Annotated in this window: 23 protein-coding genes; 14 read left to right on the top strand and 9 right to left on the bottom strand. The window is 61.5% G+C overall.

Annotation, left to right across the window (positions count from 1 at the left end; genetic code table 11):
- Nucleotides 1-67: 67 nt before the first annotated feature.
- The 3 genes from BMZ35_RS01950 to BMZ35_RS01940 all read right to left on the bottom strand — a co-directional run bounded on the left by BMZ35_RS01950 (nucleotide 68) and on the right by BMZ35_RS01940 (nucleotide 3996).
- Entirely contained in the window at nucleotides 68-1792 is a 1725-nt protein-coding gene (locus tag BMZ35_RS01950; RefSeq protein WP_165609985.1) for a tetratricopeptide repeat-containing sulfotransferase family protein, read from the bottom strand.
- Between the two features lie 160 nt (nucleotides 1793-1952).
- Nucleotides 1953-2867, bottom strand: a complete 915-nt coding sequence (locus BMZ35_RS01945) for a manganese-dependent inorganic pyrophosphatase (RefSeq protein ID WP_093090376.1) — start codon at nucleotides 2865-2867, stop codon at nucleotides 1953-1955.
- 118 nt (nucleotides 2868-2985) lie between these two features.
- Nucleotides 2986-3996: a TraB/GumN family protein gene (locus tag BMZ35_RS01940; protein ID WP_093090374.1), complete on the bottom strand. Its 1011-nt coding sequence runs from the start codon at nucleotides 3994-3996 to the stop codon at nucleotides 2986-2988.
- Nucleotides 3997-4099: 103 nt separating this feature from the next.
- Here BMZ35_RS01940 and BMZ35_RS01935 point away from each other — a divergent pair, with 103 nt between their 5' ends.
- Together BMZ35_RS01935 and BMZ35_RS01930 are read left to right on the top strand one after the other, a co-directional pair.
- Nucleotides 4100-4756, top strand: a complete 657-nt coding sequence (locus BMZ35_RS01935) for a DUF2161 domain-containing phosphodiesterase (protein ID WP_093090372.1) — start codon at nucleotides 4100-4102, stop codon at nucleotides 4754-4756.
- Nucleotides 4757-4876: 120 nt separating this feature from the next.
- Nucleotides 4877-5986 (top strand): NADH:flavin oxidoreductase, encoded by a 1110-nt coding sequence (locus BMZ35_RS01930; protein ID WP_093090370.1) that lies wholly within the window; start codon nucleotides 4877-4879, stop codon nucleotides 5984-5986.
- Nucleotides 5987-6010: 24 nt separating this feature from the next.
- Here the strand turns inward: BMZ35_RS01930 and BMZ35_RS01925 are convergent, their stop codons facing one another.
- Nucleotides 6011-6895, bottom strand: coding sequence for an alpha/beta fold hydrolase (locus BMZ35_RS01925; protein WP_093090368.1), 885 nt, complete (start codon nucleotides 6893-6895; stop codon nucleotides 6011-6013).
- Between the two features lie 158 nt (nucleotides 6896-7053).
- Here BMZ35_RS01925 and BMZ35_RS01920 point away from each other — a divergent pair, with 158 nt between their 5' ends.
- The 3 genes from BMZ35_RS01920 (at nucleotide 7054) to groL (ending at nucleotide 10199) form a co-directional block, all read left to right on the top strand.
- Nucleotides 7054-8031 (top strand): oxidoreductase, encoded by a 978-nt coding sequence (locus BMZ35_RS01920; protein WP_093090366.1) that lies wholly within the window; start codon nucleotides 7054-7056, stop codon nucleotides 8029-8031.
- A gap of 169 nt (nucleotides 8032-8200) precedes the next feature.
- Nucleotides 8201-8488: a co-chaperone GroES gene (locus BMZ35_RS01915; protein ID WP_093090364.1), complete on the top strand. Its 288-nt coding sequence runs from the start codon at nucleotides 8201-8203 to the stop codon at nucleotides 8486-8488.
- A gap of 70 nt (nucleotides 8489-8558) precedes the next feature.
- Nucleotides 8559-10199, top strand: coding sequence for a chaperonin GroEL (gene groL / locus BMZ35_RS01910; protein ID WP_093090360.1), 1641 nt, complete (start codon nucleotides 8559-8561; stop codon nucleotides 10197-10199).
- A 355-nt stretch (nucleotides 10200-10554) separates the two neighbouring features.
- On the opposite strand, the gene BMZ35_RS01905 is transcribed toward groL, so the two are convergent.
- Nucleotides 10555-10818, bottom strand: coding sequence for a DUF4242 domain-containing protein (locus BMZ35_RS01905; RefSeq protein WP_093090357.1), 264 nt, complete (start codon nucleotides 10816-10818; stop codon nucleotides 10555-10557).
- 156 nt (nucleotides 10819-10974) lie between these two features.
- Between BMZ35_RS01905 and BMZ35_RS01900 the strand changes: the two genes are divergently transcribed.
- The 5 genes from BMZ35_RS01900 to BMZ35_RS01880 all read left to right on the top strand — a co-directional run bounded on the left by BMZ35_RS01900 (nucleotide 10975) and on the right by BMZ35_RS01880 (nucleotide 16140).
- On the top strand, nucleotides 10975-11853 hold the full coding sequence (locus BMZ35_RS01900; RefSeq protein ID WP_093090355.1) for a LysR family transcriptional regulator: 879 nt from the start codon (nucleotides 10975-10977) through the stop codon (nucleotides 11851-11853).
- 370 nt (nucleotides 11854-12223) lie between these two features.
- Nucleotides 12224-13306, top strand: a complete 1083-nt coding sequence (gene rsgA, locus BMZ35_RS01895; RefSeq protein ID WP_093090353.1) for a ribosome small subunit-dependent GTPase A — start codon at nucleotides 12224-12226, stop codon at nucleotides 13304-13306.
- 205 nt (nucleotides 13307-13511) lie between these two features.
- Nucleotides 13512-14066 (top strand): hypothetical protein, encoded by a 555-nt coding sequence (locus BMZ35_RS01890; protein ID WP_093090351.1) that lies wholly within the window; start codon nucleotides 13512-13514, stop codon nucleotides 14064-14066.
- Nucleotides 14067-15272: an MFS transporter gene (locus BMZ35_RS01885; protein WP_278247110.1), complete on the top strand. Its 1206-nt coding sequence runs from the start codon at nucleotides 14067-14069 to the stop codon at nucleotides 15270-15272.
- 40 nt (nucleotides 15273-15312) lie between these two features.
- Nucleotides 15313-16140 (top strand): DMT family transporter, encoded by an 828-nt coding sequence (locus BMZ35_RS01880; protein WP_093090348.1) that lies wholly within the window; start codon nucleotides 15313-15315, stop codon nucleotides 16138-16140.
- Nucleotides 16141-16142: 2 nt separating this feature from the next.
- Here BMZ35_RS01880 and BMZ35_RS01875 read toward each other — a convergent pair whose 3' ends face one another.
- Nucleotides 16143-16592 (bottom strand): NUDIX domain-containing protein, encoded by a 450-nt coding sequence (locus BMZ35_RS01875; RefSeq protein ID WP_093090346.1) that lies wholly within the window; start codon nucleotides 16590-16592, stop codon nucleotides 16143-16145.
- 60 nt (nucleotides 16593-16652) lie between these two features.
- On the opposite strand from BMZ35_RS01875, the gene BMZ35_RS01870 reads away from it, so the two are divergent.
- Both BMZ35_RS01870 and BMZ35_RS01865 read left to right on the top strand, forming a co-directional pair.
- Nucleotides 16653-17438, top strand: coding sequence for an esterase/lipase family protein (locus BMZ35_RS01870; RefSeq protein ID WP_242654675.1), 786 nt, complete (start codon nucleotides 16653-16655; stop codon nucleotides 17436-17438).
- Nucleotides 17431-18573, top strand: coding sequence for an alpha-D-ribose 1-methylphosphonate 5-triphosphate diphosphatase (locus BMZ35_RS01865; RefSeq protein WP_341350613.1), 1143 nt, complete (start codon nucleotides 17431-17433; stop codon nucleotides 18571-18573). Before BMZ35_RS01870 ends, BMZ35_RS01865 begins: the two co-directional genes overlap by 8 nt.
- A 39-nt stretch (nucleotides 18574-18612) precedes the next feature.
- On the opposite strand, the gene BMZ35_RS01860 is transcribed toward BMZ35_RS01865, so the two are convergent.
- From BMZ35_RS01860 to BMZ35_RS01850, 3 genes are all read right to left on the bottom strand, one after another.
- A complete protein-coding gene (locus BMZ35_RS01860) occupies nucleotides 18613-19689 on the bottom strand; it encodes a 5-(carboxyamino)imidazole ribonucleotide synthase (protein WP_093090344.1) in 1077 nt (358 codons plus the stop codon).
- The gene (purE, locus tag BMZ35_RS01855) at nucleotides 19682-20173 is read right to left on the bottom strand and encodes a 5-(carboxyamino)imidazole ribonucleotide mutase (RefSeq protein WP_093090342.1); all 492 of its coding nucleotides are present in this window, start codon (nucleotides 20171-20173) and stop codon (nucleotides 19682-19684) included. The genes BMZ35_RS01860 and purE overlap by 8 nt, the downstream gene beginning before the upstream one ends.
- A gap of 109 nt (nucleotides 20174-20282) precedes the next feature.
- Nucleotides 20283-20507, bottom strand: a complete 225-nt coding sequence (locus BMZ35_RS01850) for a YdcH family protein (RefSeq protein WP_093090340.1) — start codon at nucleotides 20505-20507, stop codon at nucleotides 20283-20285.
- Between the two features lie 200 nt (nucleotides 20508-20707).
- Between BMZ35_RS01850 and BMZ35_RS01845 the strand changes: the two genes are divergently transcribed.
- Both BMZ35_RS01845 and BMZ35_RS01840 read left to right on the top strand, forming a co-directional pair.
- The gene (locus BMZ35_RS01845) at nucleotides 20708-21121 is read left to right on the top strand and encodes an Hsp20 family protein (protein WP_093092472.1); all 414 of its coding nucleotides are present in this window, start codon (nucleotides 20708-20710) and stop codon (nucleotides 21119-21121) included.
- A 3-nt stretch (nucleotides 21122-21124) separates the two neighbouring features.
- Complete coding sequence (locus BMZ35_RS01840; RefSeq protein ID WP_093090337.1) at nucleotides 21125-21352, top strand: DUF1150 family protein; 228 nt, start codon at nucleotides 21125-21127, stop codon at nucleotides 21350-21352.
- The last annotated feature ends 10 nt before the right edge of the window (nucleotides 21353-21362 follow it).

Below are 21362 nucleotides of genomic sequence, written 5' to 3'. Positions count from 1 at the left end.
AGCCCCTCGCGCTCCCCGGAGTATTTTTGGCAAAATGAAGGGGTGGGTGGCGTCTAGGGTCCTGACCCTAGTGTTTGAAGATATTCGGCAGGAGGTCTGGGTAGGATTCCCAGCGGGCGACGCTTTTGGTGTTGATGCTTTCGCGGGCCTGAAGGCTGCTGACCGTGCGGATCGAGTCGCGGTTGTCCTCGGGGCGCAGCATGGCCGGGTCGAAGGGCAGGCCGGTGTCGGCGCAAAGGGTATTGAGGGTGGCTTCCGGCGCGCTCACGAGGTCTTCGTAGTGCACGGTCTGGAAGGGGACGCCGAGGGATTGCCAGTCAGCGATGGTGTCTTCGAAGAGGGCAAGCCGGTGCTGGATCGCCTTTTCCAGGAAGGTGAAGGCCTGTCCGGGATCGTCGAAGAAGTTTTCGAACATGGAAAGCGCGACGGCGCGGAAATCGCGGCGCAGCAGGATGATCTGTGCTTCGGGGAAGGCGCGGGTGAGCCAGCCGATATGCATGTAGTTGACCGGCATCTTGTCGATGGTCCAGTCGGCGGGGCCTGCAAGGGCGGCGAGGTCGGCGTAGCGTTGGCGCAGGCCGGGCAGGCCGTCGGAGATCGGTTCCCCTGCCATGAAGCGGGCTGAGAAATAGCGGTGCGGGGCGGCGACTTCGCCAAGGCCGGCGATGCCTTGGCCAGCGGAGAGCATGCGTTCCAGCAGGGTTGTGCCGGAGCGGGGCAGGCCGAGGATGAAAAGCGGGCGCGCGGGCAAGGACGGCGTGTCGAGCGCGACGGCTGGTTCTTCGGCGAAACGGGCGCGCAGATATTGGTGGAATTCGGTGTCGGCCTTTTCGTCGTAGCGGCGCAGGCGGGACATCTTGCGGTTGGCGTCCTTGAGGGCACTGACGAAGACGGAAGCATTGCCGGTACGTTTGGCTATGGCCGCCTGTGCAAAGCCGAGAAGCGCGCCTGCCTCGGGGTTGGGGGCCTTCCTCGCGGCGCGCGCCACCTCTTTGCTGAGCGTTTCCAGCGCGGTTTCCGGCGCAAGCTCGGCCAGTTGGCGCAGCGCTTCGGGAACGAAGTCGGGGGCGGTGTCGGCCAGTTGGCGGAACAGGGACGCGGCGGTTTCGAAATCGCCGTTCTCGCGTTTGCGGTTGGCAAGGTTGTCGATCACTGCGGGCAGGTTGGGCGCCATGGAATAGGCGCGTTCGGTCACTTCGAGACTTTTGGCCGCCTGATTGGTGAAGGCGTAGAACCGCCCGAGGTTGATCAGGGCAATGGGGCGGTTGGGGTTTGCTTCGAGCAGGGTTTCAAGCGCGTGGATGGCATCGAGAAGCCGCCCGCAATCGGCCAGCAGCACGCCGCGCAATTCCTGCAACTCTGCATTGCCCGGCAGGTCTTCCAGCGCGTCTTCGACGGCCTTCAGGGCAAGATCGCTGTCCCCGGCCATGCGGTGCACGTTGACGCGGGCGCGCCAAAGCGACAGGTCGCCGGAAAACCTGGCCTGTGCCTTTTCGAGCGCGGTGAGGGCAGAGTCGGTCAGGCCCTCTTCGGCGGAGATCTGGGCGAAGTTGACATAGGCGTCGGGGGTGGGGGTGCCGAGGTTGATTGCCTTGGCAAAATACTTGCGCGCGTCGCGTTTCTGACCCCGTGTCAGGCAGACCAATCCAGCCACGAAAGCCACCCGTTCGCTCTGTGGAAAGGTCTTGAGGGCGCGGCGGGCCTCGGACCAGGCCTTGGCCGGGTTCTGCGCGATCTGGTGATAGACGGCCGTGGCGGCGCGTTCGCCGGGATCGTGTCTGGGGGGCTGCATGTCGGTCTCTTCCTGAAAGCGCGTGTCGTTGCGGCGTCTTGGCGTTGTCGGGAGTATTTCATGAAACTTCGGGCGGCTGAAAGGGGGCTCGGGTCCTTGCGGGCACAAAAAAGGGCGCCGCGGGGGCGCCCTTCTTCGATTGATTTCAAAACCGGGGGTCTCAGACCTTGAGGTTCGGGATGATCTGCTTTTTGCGCGACATGACACCGGGCAGAACCACCGCATCACCCGATGCGTCGGCATCGAAGGATTTCTTGGCAACGGTTTTGACCAGATCGTTCGGAACCAGCAGGGTCGATTCTTCGTTCAGGATGTCGACCACGAAGAGTAGCACCTGATCGACTCCGTCTTCGGCAGCAACCGAGGTCATGGTGTCCATCAGCGAGGCCTTGCGGTCGAGCACGGTGGCCGGCGAGGTGGTTTCCAGAACCGAGACGCGGAACTTGGTGCCGTCGACTTCGTATTCCTTGGAGTCCATGCGCAGCAGCTCGGCATCCGAGAAGGACGACACGTCCGACTTCGCAGCGAACATTTCAGCGGCGTATTCGGAGACGTTGATCCCCAGATCGGCGGCCAGTTTCTCGGCCACGGCCTTGTCATGGTCGGTCGTGGTGGGCGAGCGGTATTCCAGCGTGTCCGACAGGATGCAGGTCAGCATGGTGCCCTTGATCCAGTCGGGCATGTCCACGTCGCCCATCAGGTCGTGCATGATGGTCGCGGTGCAGGCCACGGGGCGGATGGTGATGTCGATCGGACCCTTGGTTTCCAGGCCGCCAACCAGCTTGTGGTGGTCGATGATCGCCTGAACATCGGCACCGTTGATGTTGGCGGGCAGTTCGGCGGGGTTGTTGGTGTCGACGATCACCACGGCAGCGTCATCTTCGACGTCCGCGATGATGGCGGGCTTGGGCAGGTCCCAGCGGTTCAGGAGCCATGCGGCCTCGGTGTTGGGTTCGCCAAGCAGCTTGGCTTCGGCCGGAGTGCCTTTGACTTCGTTGAGGTACCAGGCCCAGATGATGGGCGAGCCGGTGGAGTCGGTGTCGGGGGATTTGTGGCCGAAAACCTGGATGGTCATGTCAGTTAATCCTTCGATTGAATGTCAGGAATGGAGGGAATTTGCGCGCCTTATAGAAGCGGCGATGGCGATTGTCACGCCCCCGTTCCACCCTGCGACCACGCAGCGCGTTCAGGTTTCATTTATCATAAAGAGGCAGCCGCGATATCGTAAAACCCTGGTGCTGAAGCAGCGCCAGAATGCCATTGTCGCCCGGCAGGTGCATCGCGCCAACAGCGATCAGCGTCGGAGTCTGAGCCAGTTCGGAGGCCAAGGTTTCGAGCCAGAATGCGTTGCGCTCTTCAATCAGGCCGGCTTGAACATCGAGAAACAGTTCTTTTACCCGCTGAACATCCTCGGGGGTATTCACCTGTGCCATCGCTTTGTCCGAGGCGCGCTCCCAGATGAGCTGGATTTTCTCCCGGAAGTACAAAGAGAGCATTTCCGCGGTGTCGTCGGCCCCTTGTTGGTCGAGATCCAGCGACAGGGACCACTTCATGATGTCAATCTGCTCGTCCAGCGGGTCGGATGCGAGAAGGGACAGAACGTGGTGAAAATTGTCCAGAGACCTGACCTGAAGCGCGTTTTCTGCGGCCCAGTTTTCGATCTGTCGGTCCAGCCCGTGCTTTCCCGCCCGCAAGTCGGCGGACGCACAGGGCGGCACCGACAGGGCGAGCCCGAGAAACCAGGGCTGGTATCTTGCCGCCATGAAGGCGGGCAGCCCCTTCACGGCCAGTTTGGGTTTGAGTTTGGTCCAAAGATCATCGCCCAGCCTGTCAATCAGCGAAGGCCCCTCGTTGATCAGGTATAGGTCGGGGTTCGCCGTGATGTGGCGCAACATCGCGATTTCATCGCCTTTTGTCAGTTCGATCAGGACTTGGTGCGGGGTGATCGGCAATGTGTCGATCCGGGTCATCAATTGTGCGTGGCCCTTCGCGGGAAAGTGCAGCGTGCCGACAATCACGGAAGAAACGCCGTCGCGTTCGACCTGCCAGAGCAGGCCTTCGGAAAAAGGCACCTCGCTGGCGCGCTGTTCATATGCGGCACGCTCTGCTTCAGGCAGGGCGTCGAATTTAGCCGGGCCTTCGCAGGACGCGGAAAGTGGACCGGCAAGGCAGGAAATGAGGATTGCGGCGATGAGGCGAAGCATGGGAACTCCCTGATGCGAATAGGCGTGAGGCTAGCATCCGCTGTGGCAGGCGCAAGCGGCATCGCAGTTGGCAGACCCGGTCGGAGAGGCTAGGTCTGGTGCTATGACGAAACCCCGCGAATCCGAACTATATGCGCCGGTCAAACGCTGGCTCGAAGCACGTGGTTTCGAGGTTAAGGCCGAGGTGGGCGCAGCGGATGTTGTCGCTTGCCGCGAGGGGGATGATCCGGTGATCATCGAACTGAAGACCGGGTTTTCTCTGACGCTGTTGCAACAGGCGGTGGCGCGGCAGGCGGTTACCGACTCGGTCTATGTGGCGGTGCCGCGCTGGAAGGGGAAGGCGGGCTGGAAGGCGTTCAAGGGCAATGTGGGGCTGTGCCGTCGCCTTGGTGTCGGGGTCTTGTCGGTGCGGCTCAAGGATGGGGCGGTTGAAGTGCATGCCGATCCGGCGCCGTTTCAGCCGCGCAAGTCCAAGGCGCGCAAGGGACGTTTGTTGCAGGCCTTTGCGAAGCTTGAGGGTGATCCGAATACCGGAGGGATGCAGGGGCAGCGGGTGACGGTCTATCGGCAGGAGGCGCTGAAATGTGCGGCGTTCCTGTCGGAGAATGGCGCCAGCAAGGGGGCGGTTGTGGCCCGCGAAACCGGGGTTGAGAAGGCGACGCAGATGATGCGGATCAACCATTATGGCTGGTTCGAGAAGGTTGAGACCGGGGTGTATATGCTGAGCGAAGACGGAGTGGCGGCGCTGGGGCAATCGTGACGCCCGTGTCGTGTGACGCGGCGTTCCGAATGGAGGGCTTACCCTAGGGAATGTTTGCCGCTGGGGGGACAGTTCGGTTCTATCGATGAAATTCAAAGCCACTGATCCAAGGAAAACGCGATGAGCCATGCCGAAACCCTGTTCCGTCCGTTCAGTTCGGAAAAGCTGCAGTTGAAGAACCGGGTGGTCATGGCACCCATGACGCGCACCTATTCGCCGGGCAATGTCCCGAATGACCTTGTGGTTGACTATTACCGGCGTCGCGCCGAGGGGGGCGTGGGGCTGATCATCACGGAAGGCACCATCGTGGATCACCCGGCGGCCAGCGGGTATCCCAATGTGCCGGCGTTTTTTGGTGAGGATGCGTTGGCCGGGTGGAAGCGCGTGGTTGACGCCGTGCATGCGGCGGGCGGCAAGATCGCGCCGCAGATCTGGCACGTGGGGGCGATCCGGCGCCCTGGTATTGATCCGGGGGGCGATACGCCGGGTTACAGCCCGAGCGGCATGGCGGTGCCGGGCAAGGTTGTCGGGCACGCGATGACGCAAGAGGATATCGACGACGTGGTGGCGGCGTTCGCCAAGGCGGCGAAGGATGCCAAGGAGATCGGGTTTGACGCGGTCGAGATTCACGGCGCGCATGGCTATCTGATCGACCAGTTTTTCTGGGACGGCACCAATCAGCGGGACGATGGCTATGGCGGGGATCTGGCGGCGCGGTCGCGCTTTGCGCTTGAAATCGTGCGGGCGGTGCGGGCTGCGGTGGGCGATGACTTTCCGGTGATCTTCCGCTTTTCGCAGTGGAAGCAGCAGGATTACTCAGCGCGCCTGTGTGAGACGCCCGAGGCGCTGGGCGCGTTTCTGACGCCGTTGGCGGAGGCCGGGGTGGACATCTTTCATTGTTCCACGCGCCGCTTTTGGGAGCCGGAGTTCGAGGGCAGTGATCTGAACCTTGCCGGGTGGGCGCGCAAGCTGACCGGCAAGCCGGCGATCACCGTGGGGAGCGTGGGATTGAATGCCGATTTCCTGCCCGAGGACGGGACGGCGAATTTCAACGCGGGCGAGCCGGCGAGCATCGACAACCTGATCGAGCGGCTGGAGCGGGACGAGTTCGATCTTGTTGCCGTGGGGCGGGCGCTGATTGCCAACCCGGACTGGGCGAACAAGGTGGCGAACGGGGAATTCGACGCGCTTGCCGCCTATGAGCGGGACATGCTCAGGGAACTGCGCTAGCGCGTTGCGCGGCGCAGGCGGGGGTCAGCCTCCGCGCCGCTGAATAAAATCATCCACCATCTCGACGATCATCGGGGCCAATGCGGGCGTGATGATGTGGCCCATGCCGTCAATGGCGTGGTAGTCGCATTCCGGGATCAGCGACGCGATTTCGGCGCCAAGTTCCACCGGGATCAGGGCGTCGTCAACGCCGTGGATGACCTGACATGGCAGCGCAACGCGGGTCAGATCGGAGCGACGGTCTGGACTGGCCATGACTGCGAGGGCCTGGCGGTTGATGCCGTCCGCATCGACGCCGCGCGACCAGGCCAGTTCGGCCTCGGCACGGATGCCCTCGTCGGGCATCGGGTAGCCGGGGCTGCCGTGATTTGCATGTTCCTGAACCCAGCTTTCGATATAGGCGTCCTTGTCCATCGGGCGGGACAGGATGGCGGGCAACAGTGTGCGCCCTTCTTCGCCGCTGGCCAGCGGGCGGGCGGCGGTCATGACGATGGTGGCCGAACGCAGGCGGTCGGGATGGTCGATACAGAGGGTCTGGGCAATGCCGCCGCCCATTGAGATGCCGAAGATATGCGCCGTTTCGATGTCGAGCGCATCCATCAGGCCGATCACGTCATCAGACATGTCGGTCAGCTTGTAGGCATGGGGCACCGGCGCGCCGGAGGCGGCGATTTCCAGAATCGCGTCGGCATCGCCGGGGGCATCGGGTGCCGGACACCGTTGGGAGAGGCCAACATCGCGGTTGTCGAAAATGATCGTGCGGTATCCGCGCGCGGCGAGGCCATTGTAGAGTTCGGCGGGCCAGTGGATCAGTTGTGACCCGAGGCCGCGTATCAGGATCAGCGGCACGCCGTCGCTGGGGCCAAATTCCTGAACTTCGAGGGTAATCCCGTTGGCGGTGATTTGCATAACTCGTGTCTCCGGCTGTTACCCGTCACCCTAGCGCGCCGGTCGGGCTTGTAAATCCGGTTTGATCAAAGGCGATTTTGGCGCGATCTGCAATTGTTTGCGCCACCGCCCATGCGCATCTGTCAAAGACACACGGTGGAACACTCAGGGAGAACGGAATGGCAAATGCGGATCAGGTGCCGGTCAACAGCGGCTTTCATGCAAAGAGCACCGGGGCAGAGGTGCTGGCGGAGATTGACCTTGCGGGCAAGACGGCGGTTGTAACAGGAGGCTATTCCGGGCTGGGACTGGAAACGGTGCGGGCCTTGGCCAACAAGGGGGCGACGGTGATCGTGCCGGTGCGCTCGCCCGAGAAAGCCGCCGAGACGCTTGCCACGATCTCGGGGGATGTCACGGCCTTGCCGATGGATTTGTCCGATAACCGCTCGATTGCGCGGTTTGCGGGGCAAGTCGCTGAGGAATTGTCGGGTCTGGACCTGTTGATCAACAATGCCGGTATCATGGCCTGCCCGCTGGAACGCGTCGGGCCGGGCTGGGAAAGCCAGTTCGGGGTAAACCACATGGGGCATTTTGCACTGACAAAGGCGCTGATGGGGCTGTTGGCGGCTGCAGAGGCGCCGCGCGTCGTGTCCCTGTCTTCAACGGGGCACAAGATTTCCCCAATCCGGTGGGATGATATTCAGTACGAGACGTCCGAATATGACAAGTGGCAGGCCTATGGGCAGGCCAAGACTGCCAATGCGCTTTTTGCCAACGCGCTGTCGCGGCGGCTGAAGGTGACAAACGGGCTGGCGTTCTCGGTGCATCCGGGCGGCATTTTCACACCCTTGCAGCGACATTTGCCCAAAGAAGAGATGATTGCGCTGGGCTGGCTGGGCGAGGACGGGGAGCCCTCGGAACTGGCCAAGCAGGGGTTCAAAACACCCGAACAGGGCTGTTCGACAACGCTTTGGGCGGCGACGTCGCCCTTGTTGGAGGGCAAGGCCGGGGTGTATTGCGAGGATTGCGATATCGCGGCACCGACGGACATGTACAGCCCGACGGCGCGTTTCTTTGGTGTGAACGCCCACGCGACGGATGACGACGCCGCCGAGCGGCTCTGGTCGGTGAGCGAGGCCTTGCTGGAGGTGGCCTAGGTTGCGCATTGCTGCGGCGCGGCGAAAAAAGTGCCGAAAATTTCGATCTGCTCCTGTTGACACCCGGTATCGACCTGCCTAGCTATGCGCCGTTAGCACTCGCTTCCGAGGAGTGCTAACGACTCCGCTGAGGAGTCAGGGAGACAAACTAGTTAGGGAAACCTAGACAATGGCATTTACACCTCTGCATGACCGTGTGTTGGTTCGTCGCGTTGAAGGCGATGAGAAAACCGCAGGCGGCCTGATCATCCCCGATAGCGCGAAAGAAAAGCCCGCCGAGGGCGAAGTCGTTTCCGTTGGCGCAGGTCTGCGCGACGATGACGGCGACCGTATCGCACTGGACGTCAAGGCAGGCGACAAGGTCCTGTTTGGCAAATGGTCGGGCACCGAAATCACCATCGACGGTGAAGAGCTGCTGATCATGAAAGAATCCGACATCATGGGCATCATTGCCTGATCGTCTGCTGGCAGTGCGTGTGAACACGCACCCTACATCAGCTAAGAAACAATCCAAGAGGTAACGTACTATGTCTGCAAAAGACGTGAAATTCGACACCGATGCCCGCAACAAGATGCTCAAGGGCGTCAACATCCTCGCCGACGCGGTGAAAGTGACCCTCGGCCCCAAAGGCCGCAACGTGGTTCTGGACAAGTCGTTCGGCGCACCGCGCATCACCAAGGACGGTGTTTCGGTTGCGAAAGAAATCGAGCTGGAAGACAAGTTCGAGAACATGGGCGCGCAGATGGTGAAAGAAGTCGCCAGCCGCACCAATGACGAAGCCGGCGACGGCACCACCACCGCGACCGTTCTGGCACAAGCCATCGTTAAAGAAGGCCTCAAGCAGGTCGCGGCCGGCCTGAACCCGATGGACCTGAAGCGTGGCATCGACCTGGCAACCGCCAAAGTCGTGCAGGGCATCAAGGACATGGCCCGCGAAGTGAAAGACTCCGCAGAAGTCGCACAGGTTGGCACCATCTCGGCCAACGGCGAAGCCGAAATCGGCCAGCAGATCGCAGACGCGATGCAGAAAGTTGGCAACGAAGGCGTCATCACCGTTGAAGAGAACAAGGGTCTGGAAACCGAGACCGTTGTCGTGGAAGGCATGCAGTTCGACCGCGGCTACCTGTCGCCCTACTTCGTGACCAACGCCGACAAGATGATCGCAGAGCTGGAAGACTGCATGATCCTGCTGCACGAGAAGAAACTCTCGTCGCTGCAGCCGATGGTTCCGCTGCTCGAGCAGGTGATCCAGTCGCAGAAGCCGCTGCTGATCATTGCCGAAGACGTGGAAGGCGAAGCGCTGGCGACCCTCGTGGTCAACAAGCTGCGCGGCGGCCTGAAAATCGCAGCCGTCAAGGCACCGGGCTTCGGCGATCGCCGCAAGGCCATGCTGCAGGACATCGCGATCCTGACCGGCGGCCAGGTGATCTCGGAAGACCTCGGCATGAAGCTCGAGTCGGTGACCATGGACATGCTTGGCACCGCCAAGAAAATCCAGATCACCAAGGACGAAACCACCATCGTTGACGGTGCTGGCGAGAAAGCCGAGATCGAAGCACGTGTTGCTCAGATCCGCACCCAGATCGAAGAAACCTCGTCGGATTACGACCGTGAGAAGCTGCAGGAACGTGTTGCCAAGCTGGCAGGCGGTGTTGCCGTGATCAAGGTTGGCGGCATGACCGAAGTCGAAGTGAAAGAGCGCAAAGACCGTGTGGACGATGCTCTGAACGCGACCCGCGCTGCTGTTCAGGAAGGCGTGATCGTCGGTGGCGGTGTTGCACTGGTTCAGGCCGGTAAAGCGCTGGAAGGTCTGGAAGGTGCAAACGCCGACCAGAACGCTGGTATCACCATCGTGCGTAAAGCCATCGAAGCGCCGCTGCGCCAGATCGCTGAGAACGCCGGTGTGGACGGCGCAGTTGTGGCTGGCAAGGTGCGTGAATCGACCGACAGCAGCTTCGGCTTCAACGCTCAGACCGAAGAATATGGCGACATGTTCGCGTTCGGTGTGATCGACCCGGCCAAAGTGGCGCGTACCGCTCTGGAAGATGCGGCCTCGGTTGCCGGCCTGCTGATTACCACCGAAGCCATGGTTGCCGACAAGCCCGCCAAAGAAGGCGCAGGCGCACCGGCAATGCCCGACATGGGCGGCATGGGCGGCATGATGTAAGACGAATTTCCGCAAGGAAATTCCGTCGAAAAGCGATACTCAAAGGCGCCTTCGGGCGCCTTTGTCATGTAAGCCAGGCGAAATCGCTTCGCGATCCCTGCGGGGTACCTTTGCCGAAAGCTACGCGAAGTCACCCGCGGGCCATCCCATGCCATAATTATTGAACCGACGCAGGTCTGCCCTCAGTTTGGTGGGCAATTGCACCTACGACCCTCTCGAAGAAATCCTCGAGAAGGCGTTTGAGGGACCAAAAACAGACTTTGGCGACACTTCGGTCAAGGTCTGATATGCAGGACCAAGCGGACCTCGGGGAGAGACCCCGAGGCGCATTTCTCTTGTTGTGGGCAGCAATTTCTTAAGGCGTCAGGTCCAAGGCCGCGACAACGCGATTGTAAGGTAGTCCCGCCTTGTCGTTCAAATTGCGCACCTGATTTTCGTTTTCTCCTTCAAAAAGGCACATGCACCTTCCGTCATCGGGAGCAAATGTTGAGCGGACGTAGGAAATCTTTTCACCTGCATTGGTCATTTGCTCCGCTGTCTCGATTGCGGCCTTTTGGGCGGCTGCCAAGTCGTCCATGCTTATGCCTGCAAGATCTCTTTCCACCATGAAAACTGACATCTTCGATCCTTTCCGAGAAATTTGAATCTGATGCAATTACTGCAGCATAGAGCGACGCCGAATGGAAACTTCTCTTCCTTATTGGTCAATAACCACAGGTTTGGGTAAGTTATGATATTGAGGAAACCAGTGGGTTGGATTCTGTGAGGCCCGGCAATGGAGATGTCTCAAATCAAATACGTGCTGTCCGCAGCTAAGCACCTGAACTTTACAAAGGCGGCCAGCGAGTGCAACGTCAGTCAACCGGCGCTTACTAAAGGTGTGAAGGCTTTGGAGGCAGACCTTGGTGCACCGGTGTTTCACCGCGAAGGTCGAAAGATATTGCTCAGCGATTTTGGTCGCTCCATGTTGCCACACCTTCAGCACATTGTAGATGAAGCTGCAGCTACACAGATTCTCGCGCAGAACTTTCGACTGCTTGAAAAGGTGCCATTGCGGTTGGGTGTGCTCTCGACGATTGGTCACGTCCGGTTGGCGCGGTTTCTTGCCCAATTCGAAAAATCCAACGCTGGCATTGAATTGTCTGTCAGCGAAGCAAGCGCGCCGGAACTTAAAGACAAGTTGTCGGAAGGTGAGATCGACGCCGCTTTCATGACCGTAAACGAGGACCTAGAGAACGAATTTCGAACGCGAGAGCTTTACTCTGAACGGTATGTGGTCGTGTTTCCGCCTGACCATCGTTTGGGAAATCTCAACGCTGTTTCATTGGAGGAACTTTCGGGAGAGAGATACGTGGATCGCCTGGCGTGCGAACTACGCGAGATGGTGATGGCCGTATGCGAAACCAAAGGCGTCGAGTTGTATGCGCGTTTCCGCTCTGAACGTGAAGACTGGGTTCAGGCGATGGTGGCAGCAGGAATTGGCTTTGCCTTTATGCCCGAATACTCTGTGACGCTACCCGGCCTTATGCAAAGACCGCTCGTCGAACCGGTTGTCGAGCGCAGAATAGCCGCATTCACAGTACCCGGGCGCAAACATTCTCCCGCTCTCGATGCATTGATGAGAGCTTCAAGCTCCTTCGCGTGGCCGGGGTAGGACTGGGCACCTTTGGGCTCAATGCAGCCACCTGACGCAAGCCTTCAGATATCGGGTTCCCGGAACACTGGATCTGTTCGCTTGGATTCTGTCGCATCCTTTTCAACACTTTCCGCACGGGCTGGTGCCCTTGGGTGGCCTCTTTTGTTTCTGTTGTAGATTGCGCTCTGCGTTGCAAGAGCATATCTCTGAGGTCGTAACGATGGAGATTTCATGGCCCGTTGAGGTGGGAAGGCACGGCGTCCTTCCAAGGCAAAAACGACCTGAGACGCAGTCCGCAGAGTTGCGGGCGGCTGGGCTGTTTTTGCACCTGATCCAATGATAGATTGATGCCGGGATGATCCCGGCAGGGCCATGAAGGTAACAAGATATGACACGGGACTATTCCCAGTTCTTTTCAACATCCACGTCGTCGCAATCCGGCACCGAAAATCCGTCCAAGCTGGCGCGGTTGGGCTGGCAGACGTTTTTTGCAAGACAGGTTGAACCGCAAGCCCTTAACCAGACACCGCCCGTGCGCGTGAGCGAAGTGCACCGCAATGGGCTGCGCGTTGTGGGAGAGGACATCGAGGGCCTGATCCCGGCCAGACCGGACGCGACGGTGGGGGACTGGTTTCTCTATGACGCGGACCTTCCGGCGCATAGCGTGCTTTTGGAGCGCAAGAGTCTGTTCAAGCGGCGCGCGCCGGGGCATGACCGCCGGTTTCAGCTGATCGCGGCCAATGTGGACACGGCGTTCATCGTGACCTCCTGTAACGCCGATTTCAACATTGCACGGCTGGAGCGCTATGTGGCGCTGGCGTTTGATGCGGACGTGACGCCTGTGATCGTTTTGACCAAGACAGACCTGTGCGACGATCCTGATACATACGTTCAGGAGGCGATGTCGGTATCGGGCAGGGTTGTGGTCGTGGCGCTCAATGCGCTGAGCCGGGAGCCGCTCGAGAAGCTGGTGGACTGGTGTCGTCCGGGGCAGACCGTGGCCTTTATGGGCAGTTCCGGCGTGGGCAAGTCGACGCTGGTCAATGCGCTGTTCGAAGAGGGGCGCGTGGCCACGGCAGGCATCCGTGAGGATGATGCCAAGGGGCGGCACACGACCACTGCGCGCCAGTTGCACTTCACCCCGGACGGGGTGGCTGTTCTGGATACGCCGGGGATGCGCGAGTTGCAGATGGCGGATGCCGAGGACGGGATCGCGGATTTGTTCGCCGATGTCACCGATCTGGCGACGCAGTGCAAGTTTCGCGATTGTGCGCATGACAGCGAGCCGGGCTGTGCGGTAACAGCGGCGATTGCAGCCGGTGAGCTTGATCAAGCGCGGTTGGAGCGTTGGCGCAAGTTGATGGCGGAAGACCGGTTCAACTCGGCGTCGCTGGCCGAAAGGCGGTCCAAGGACAAAAACTTTGGCAAGATGGTGCGTTCGGTGATGAAGGACAAGAAGAACCGGCGTTAGGGTATTGGGGCGGTGTCGGGGGCGTTGCCCCCCGCCGAACCCCCAGGGGGCTTCGGCGTCCCCCAGAATATTTCTGGCAAAAGGAAGATGTGAGCCGCACGCATGTGTGTGCGCGTTGCGGATTGGTCGGCTTGGGAAAATGATCCGCTTTCGGAAATGAGGCGTACCCTTTGAAAATCACCAATGGTTGCCAAGGGGGGATGCCATGCAGACGAGATTGCCGATCAGGGGCCGCATGTTGATCATGACGTTGAGCCTGTTGTTGCCAGTCGCCTTTGCCGCCAAGGCCAAGGCGGATGTGGCGCCGGAAGTGCGCACGGTTGTAAGCCAGCCGGCGGAATTGGGTGAGGGGGCGTTTCGCTGGCTTGGGTTCAAAGTGTATGACGCGCAGTTGTTCACGCCGGGTGGGCGTGGGTTTGACTGGGATCGACCCTTTGCGCTGCAACTGGATTATGCCCGGAAAGTGCGTTCCGAAATCCTCCTGCGCGCCAGCATGGACGAGTTGGAGCGCATGGAAGGCGCGCGTGCCGATCACGGCGAAATTCGTGCCAAGCTGACCCAGTGTTTGCGTGATGTGCGCCCCGGGGATCGGGTTGTGTCGGCCCCGCGCGGCGCAAATACGCTGGATTTCTGGGTAAACGGGTCCAAGACCTGCCGTCTGCAGCATGCGGGTATTCGGGATCGTTACATGGCCATCTGGCTGTCTGAGGATGCGCGCGATCAGGCGCTGGCGCGGCAATTGCGCGGGGCGGCTGGCTAAGTGCTTTCACGGGTTGGGGTGTATGCGGCCATGCTGGCTGCTGCTGGTGTGCCGCTGTACATCCATCTGCCGCGTTACGTGACGGTCGAGATGGGGATCAGCCTGAGCACGCTGGGGGCGGTTTTGCTGGGCATACGCATCATGGATTTTGCACAGGACCCGGCGCTGGGGTGGCTTACGGACCGTCCCGGCGTGCCGGTTGGCGTTTGGGCGGCGATCGGAAGCGTTGGGTTGGCGGCAGGTTTCTGGGGGCTGTTTGGTATGGCGCCCATCGGGGCGCCGGTGCTTTGGCTGGTGGCGGTGCTGGTGGTGATCTTCACGAGCTACAGCCTATTGACCATCCTGTTTTATGCGCAAGGAGTACGGCTGGTACAGGCTGGCGGGGCGGGAGCGCATTACCGTTTGGCGGGCGCACGTGAGGCAGGCACCGTGGTTGGCATTTTGCTTGCAGCGATTTTGCCTCAGGTGATGGGATACCGGGGGTTTGCGGGGGTTTACGTCGCCGTGGTTCTGCTTGCTGCTTTGGCCATGTCGCGGCTGTGGAGCCGTGAGGGTACACCTGAGGGGCCGTCGCTCGGGCTCAAGGCGGTTCTTGCAAGCGGGAGGATGCGGCTGTTGCTTGCGCTGGGTTTGGTAAATGCGCTTCCCGTGGCAGCGACCTCGACCCTGTTCCTGTTCTTCGTGGAGGACCGGTTGCAATTGGCGGGGCTGGCAGGTTTTTTCCTTCTGACTTTTTTTGCCGCGGCCGGGATCAGCGCGCCGCTCTGGGCGCGGATGGCGCGGGGGTGGGGGGCGAAACCGGTGCTGCTCGGCGGGATGAGTCTTGCCATTGTCAGCTTTGCGGGGGTTGCGGGGTTGAGTGAAGGGGCGGCGATGGGATTTGCCGCCGTCTGTGTCGGCTCTGGGCTGGCGCTTGGGGCGGACATGGTGTTGTTGCCAGCGCTGTTTGCTGTGGGGCTGGACGAAGAGCGGCTTGAAGGGGGCGCGGGGTTCGGCCTGTGGTCGCTGGTGACAAAGCTGTCGCTGGCCTTGGTGGCGGCGGTGTTGCTGCCGTTCCTGGAGATGTCGGGGTTCAAGCCCGGCGAAGAGAATTCAACGGAGGCTTTGCGCGCATTGACGCTGGGATACGCGGTGCTGCCCTGCCTTCTGAAGATCGCGGCGATGGCGTTGGTCCTTGCCTTGCCGCGTAAGGCACGCGGGGTGTGACCGGTCTTGCCCTCGGGCATCCCGCGTGCCACCAAGTGCCATGCGCTTGTTCCTGCTCACCCTCATTACGATGACGGCCTTTGCCGCGAACTCGGTGCTGAACCGGGCGGGCGTGGCCGGGGCCGGGATGGACCCGATTGCCTTTGGCGCGGTGCGGCTGGCGGCGGGGGCGGTGATGCTGGCGCTGTTGGTTTTGTGGCAACGGCGGGGCTTTGACATTGGCGGGGTCGGGCGCGGTATCGGGGTGCTTGGGCTGCTTCTCTACATTTTTGGGTTTTCGCTGGCCTACCGGGCGCTGGATGCCGGGCTTGGGGCGTTGATCCTGTTCGGAGTGGTGCAGGCGACCATGTTCGCCGGGGCGCTGCTCGGGCGGGAAGACATGCCCGCGACGCGATGGTTTGGGGCGTTGTTGGGATTGGCCGGTTTGGTCTGGTTGCTGTGGCCCGGTGGGGCGATTGCCGTTTCTGCGACGCATGCGGCCATGATGGTGGCCGCGGGTGTTGGCTGGGGCCTCTATTCGCTGCAAGGGCGAAAAGAACGGGATGCGACACAGGCCACGGCGATGAACTTCCTGTTGGCGGCGCCGGTTGCGGTGCTGGGGGCTGTGGGTCTGGGCGCGACCGGATGGAGCGCAGAGGGCGTGGTGTTGGCGGTGGTTTCAGGCGCGTTGACCTCGGGGTTGGGCTATGCGCTGTGGTATCAGCTTTTGCCCGCGCTGGGCGCAAGCCGGGCGGCGGTCGCGCAGTTGAGCGTGCCTGTAATCGCGATGGCAGGGGGCATGGCATTTCTGGGCGAGCCGATGACGTGGCGCTTTGTGGGGGCGGCGGTGCTGGTGATCGGGGGCGTGCTGGTGTCGATGCGCCGGTAAGGTTATCGCGTCGGTTTCACGATGGGTTCGAGCGGGTCATAAAAGAGCCTGTCGGACCATGCCACGTCAGGCAGGCTGTCGGGTTTGAACGCCATGCGGGAGAGTTCGTCACGGGTGACGAAGCGGCGTTCGCTGACGATGCCCTCGGGGTCCTGCCAGTTGTCGGAGAGCATGCCGGACAGGATCGTGCAGCGGAAATAGACATCGACCTGATGAAAGGTGCCCTCGGGGTCATGGAATTCGTTGATCATGCAGGGCGCGCCCACGGCGATGGTGAGGCCGGTTTCCTCGTGCACTTCGCGGGCGAGATTGTCGGGTAGAGAGCTGCCCCGTTCGACCCCGCCGCCGGGTGCGCACCAGAGGTCGCTTTTCCCCGCCGGGTAGGCGTTGACCACGAGCAGGCGGTCATCTTGCAGGATCAGGGCGCGCGCGGCGAGGCGAGGGGAGGGCATATTGTGACATCCGGACTGTTTGGCCTTTTGTAAGGCGGCGGGAGGGCTTATCTCAAGGGCATGGTTCGGATCGTTGCTTTCATGGCCCTTTTGGCCGGTGTCGCGCCGGGGATGGCGCGGGCGGATTGTGTCGTGCTGCTGCATGGGCTGGCGCGGACGGAGAACTCGTTCGTGCTGATGCAGGCGGCGTTGGAGCGCTATGGCTATAAGGTAGAGCGGCCCGGGTACCCGTCGACCCGCAAGGAGATTGAAACCCTTGCGCAGGAAACCCTTCCAAATGCGGTGGCCGCGTGCAGTGGAGAGTCGGTGCATTTCGTCACGCATTCGATGGGCGGTATTTTGCTGCGGTTGTGGCTTTTGGATCATCGCCCGGAGAACCTTGGGCGTGTGGTGATGTTGGGGCCGCCCAACCAGGGGTCGGAACTGGTGGATGTTCTGGGCCAGCTGGAACCATTTGACTGGATCAATGGGCCGGCGGGATCGCAGTTGGGCACCGATGGGTTGCCCACTGAATTACCGCCGGTGGATTTCGAACTGGGAGTCATAGCGGGAGATCGGTCGCTGAACCCGTTCTACTCGGCGCTCATCGAGGGGCCGGATGACGGTAAGGTCTCGGTCGAGAGCACCAAGGTGGCCGGAATGGCGGATCACCTTGTTTTGCCGGTGACGCACACATTCATGATGAACAACCCGATGCTGATTGCGCAGGTGCGGTTGTTCCTTCGGGACGGGGCGTTTGATCACGACATGAAGTGGGGCGACACAGACGCCACGCTGGAAGAGATCGACCTGTGGCGGAAGGGCAGTTGCGAAGGTGGGCATTGCGAGGAGTCCCCGCGTGATTGATCTGGACCTTGTCGGTGCGGAGGTGCTCTGGCCGGATGGGCTGCGGCCCGGCGAAATCGCGTTGCGTGGCGGTGTGATCGGGGCGCCGGGCGCTGGCGTGCGACAGGTGGATTTGCGCGGATACTGGGTGCTGCCGGGGATCGTCGACATGCATGGCGACGGGTTCGAGCGGCATCTCGCGCCGCGTCGGGGCGCGATGAAAGACCTCGGGCAGGGGTTGGTTTCCGTGGATGCGGAGCTTGCCGCGAACGGGATCACCACGGCAATGCTGGCGCAGTTCTGGAGTTGGGAAGGCGGGATGCGGGGGCCGGATTTTGCGCGCCGCTTTCTTGCGGCGCTGCGCGACGGGCCAGACATGTTGACTGATTGCCGGGTGCAGCTTCGGTTCGAGACGCATATGGTCGATGATTATTCCGCGTTCGAGGAAACGGTGGCGGCGCATGATGTGCGCTATGTGGTTTTCAACGATCACCTGCCCCATGCCGCGTTGGACAAGGGCAAGCGCCCCCCGAGATTGACGGGCCAGGCGCTCAAGGGCGGGCGCAGCCCCGAGGCGCATTTGGCGCTGATGCAGGGCTTGCATGAGCGGGGCGCCGAGGTTGGGCCGGCTGTTGAGGCTCTGGCAAAGCGGCTGGCGGCGCGGGGCGTGCTGCTGGGCAGTCATGACGATGACACGGCCGAACTGCGCCAGACATGGCAGGGCCGCGGCGTCGGCGTTTCAGAGTTTCCCGAGACCGAGATCGCGGCGCGGGCGGCGCGGGAAGGCGGCGGGGCGATTGTGCTTGGGGCGCCGAACGTGGTGCGGGGCGGATCGCATTCGGGCAATGTTTCGGCGGCAGCGCTGGTACAGGCCGGGCTGTGTGATGCGCTGGCCTCGGATTATCACTATCCGGCGCTGCGGCAGGCAGTTCTGCGGCTGGTAGCAGAGGGCGGGGTGACGCTGGAAGAAGGCTGGGCGCTGATCTCGGCGCGTCCGGCGGCGCTCTTGGGGCTGCGGGATCGCGGGCAGCTGGAAGAGGGCAGGCGCGCGGATCTGGTGGTGATGGAGCCCGGAACCGGGCGGATCTGTGCGACGCTGACCGATGGGAAGGTGAGCTTTATGGCCGGTGAGGTCGCGGCACGGTTCGTGGCATAAAAAAGGGGGCTGCGGCCCCCCTTTGGAAATCAAGTCAGATCAGGACGACTTGGGACGGATGTGGTTGGCATGTCCCATCTTGCGGCCCGGCTTGGTTTCGGCCTTGCCATAGAGGTGCAGCGCGGTTTCGGCGCTGCGCAGCAGGGTCGGCACCTTGTCCATATCGTCGCCAATCAGGTTTTCCATGACCACGTCGGCGTGACGTTGGCCATCGCCCAGAGGCAGGCCGGTGATGGCGCGGATATGTTGTTCGAACTGGTCCACGGCACAGCCGTTCTGAGTCCAGTGACCGGAATTGTGCACGCGCGGGGCGATCTCGTTCACGATCAGGCCGCCGTCGGTCACGAAAAGCTCGACCCCCATGACGCCGACATATTCCAGCGCGCTGAGAATTTGCGCGGCGAGCAGCACGGCACCCATACGCTGAGAGGCAGTCAGGTGGGCGGGCACGGTGGTGGTGCGCAGGATGCCTTCGTGATGCACGTTTTCGCCGGGGTCGAAACAGGCGACATCGCCATGCAGTCCGCGCGCGGCGATCACCGAGACTTCGCGGGAAAATTCGACGAAGCCTTCGAGAATAGCAGGCGCGCCGGCCATGTCTGCAAGGGCGGATTCGGCCTTGTTCGCAGATTTGATCCGGGCCTGTCCCTTACCGTCATAGCCAAAGCGGCGGGTTTTCAGGATGGCCGGTGTGCCGGTTGTGGCGATTGCGTCTTCAAGGTCGGATAGGGTGTCGACAGCGGCGAAGGGTGCCGTGGCAAGGCCGAGGTCCTGCAGGAAGCGTTTCTCGACCAGGCGGTCCTGCGAGACGCGCAGGGCCTCGCGGTTCGGATGGATCGGGCGATGCGCTTCGAGAATGTCGAGCGCCTGCGTGGGTATGTTCTCGAACTCGTAGGTGATGATGTCGACCGACGCGGCGAAGGCTTCGAGCGCGGCTCTGTCCTCGTAAGCGGCGGTCGTGACCTGATCGGCCACGTGACCGGCGGGCGGGTTGGCGCCGGGTTCGAATATGTGGGTGCGATAGCCAAGGCGGGAGGCGGCGACCGACAACATGCGGCCCAGCTGACCGCCGCCCAGAATGCCGATGGTGCTGCCGAAGGGGAGGGGATCAGTCATCTTGGGGCTCGTCGGGAATAGAAGCGGAAAGGGCGTCGCGCCATGCGTCGAGACGTGCGGCCAGCGCGGGGTCTTGCAGGGCCAGGATGCCTGCGGCCATCAGTCCGGCGTTGGAGGCACCGGCTGCGCCGATGGCCATGGTTGCCACAGGGAAACCCTTGGGCATCTGCACGATCGAATAAAGGCTGTCGACGCCCGAGAGGGCGCGGGTCTGGACCGGAACTCCAATCACGGGCACGCGGGTTTTGGAGGCCATCATGCCGGGCAGGTGCGCCGCGCCGCCAGCCCCCGCGATGATCACCTGAAGACCACGTCCGGCGGCCTTTTTGCCGTAGCTCCACAGCCGATCCGGGGTGCGATGGGCAGAGACGATCTTTTTCTCGTAAGTGATGCCCAGTTCGTCGAGAATCTCGGCTGCGAGTTTCATTGTGGGCCAGTCAGACTGGCTTCCCATGATGATGCCGACCTGTGGTGTGTCCGTCATTTTTGCCTCTGCCAGAACGTGAAGCCCGGTTTATAGAGCATTGCGGGATTTGCGCAATGCGACGGAACGTGAGGTAGCCGGGCTGTTGTGTCCTGATCCGCAGGGTGGTTCAGGCGATGATATCGGGGGTCAGGCGGTCTTCGATCAGGGCGATCATGTCCTTGAGGCGCAGTTTCTGCTTTTTCAGCCGTTGGATGGTAAGCTGATCACCGGTGCCCCGTTCGACAAGCGCATGAATCGCATCATCCAGATCCCGGTGTTTCTGGCGAAAGACTTCCAGTTCGACCTTGAGTACATCGTCGGTTTTCATCGACAGGTCGTTGGGCGCATTCATGGGTGGAAATTCCTCAGGTATTGCAGGGCCGTAGCATAACGATTCGCAGCCGTCCTGCAAAGGGTTTCGCCCATTTGATGCGAGGCGTTTCAATCGGACTTGCCTCTTGCCAAGCGGCTTTTCGCCTCCCATATTTGAAGCACCGGGTTGCCAGAATGGGGCCCGGAAATGGACTGTCGCTTGAAGTTGAGGACGTGTCGATGACAAAACTGACCTTGGGGTCGCATCCCCACATGCTGGGGTTCGAGCAGCTGGAACGCCTTCTGGAGCGTACCGCGAAGACGGGCAACGAAGGCTATCCCCCTTTCAATATCGAACAGACATCGGATTACTCTTATCGGATCACGCTTGCCGTGGCCGGGTTCAGCGAGTCGGATCTGAGCATTACGGTCGAAGATCGCCAGTTGGTGATCCGGGGCCGTCAGCGCGACGATTCGGAGGATCGCGTGTTCCTGCACCGGGGCATTGCGGCGCGCCAGTTCCAACGCTCGTTCGTGCTGGCAGATGGCGTGGATGTGGGCGAGGCGCATATGGAGAACGGCCTTCTTCATGTCGACCTGACCCGGACCAAGCCGGAAAGCGTTGTGCAAACGATCCAGATCAGGAAAGGGTAAGCGATGTACAGCAAGTTTGATTTCGGACAGGAAGAAGAACGTCGGATCGTTTATGTGCGCGAGGTCGCGCTGGACGAGTTGCCGGATGACGTCCGTGCACAGCTGTCGGAGGACGAGACCCTCTATGCCGTGCACAATGCGGATGGCGAGCGGTTGGCACTGGTCAAGGACCGCAACCTTGCCTTCATCCTCGCGCGGCAGAACGACTTTGACCCTGTAACCGTGCATTAACCACGATTTC

Source organism: Shimia aestuarii, assembly GCF_900114635.1.
Classification (GTDB): domain Bacteria; phylum Pseudomonadota; class Alphaproteobacteria; order Rhodobacterales; family Rhodobacteraceae; genus Shimia; species Shimia aestuarii.
This window is presented reverse-complemented; position numbering and strand designations above follow the sequence as displayed.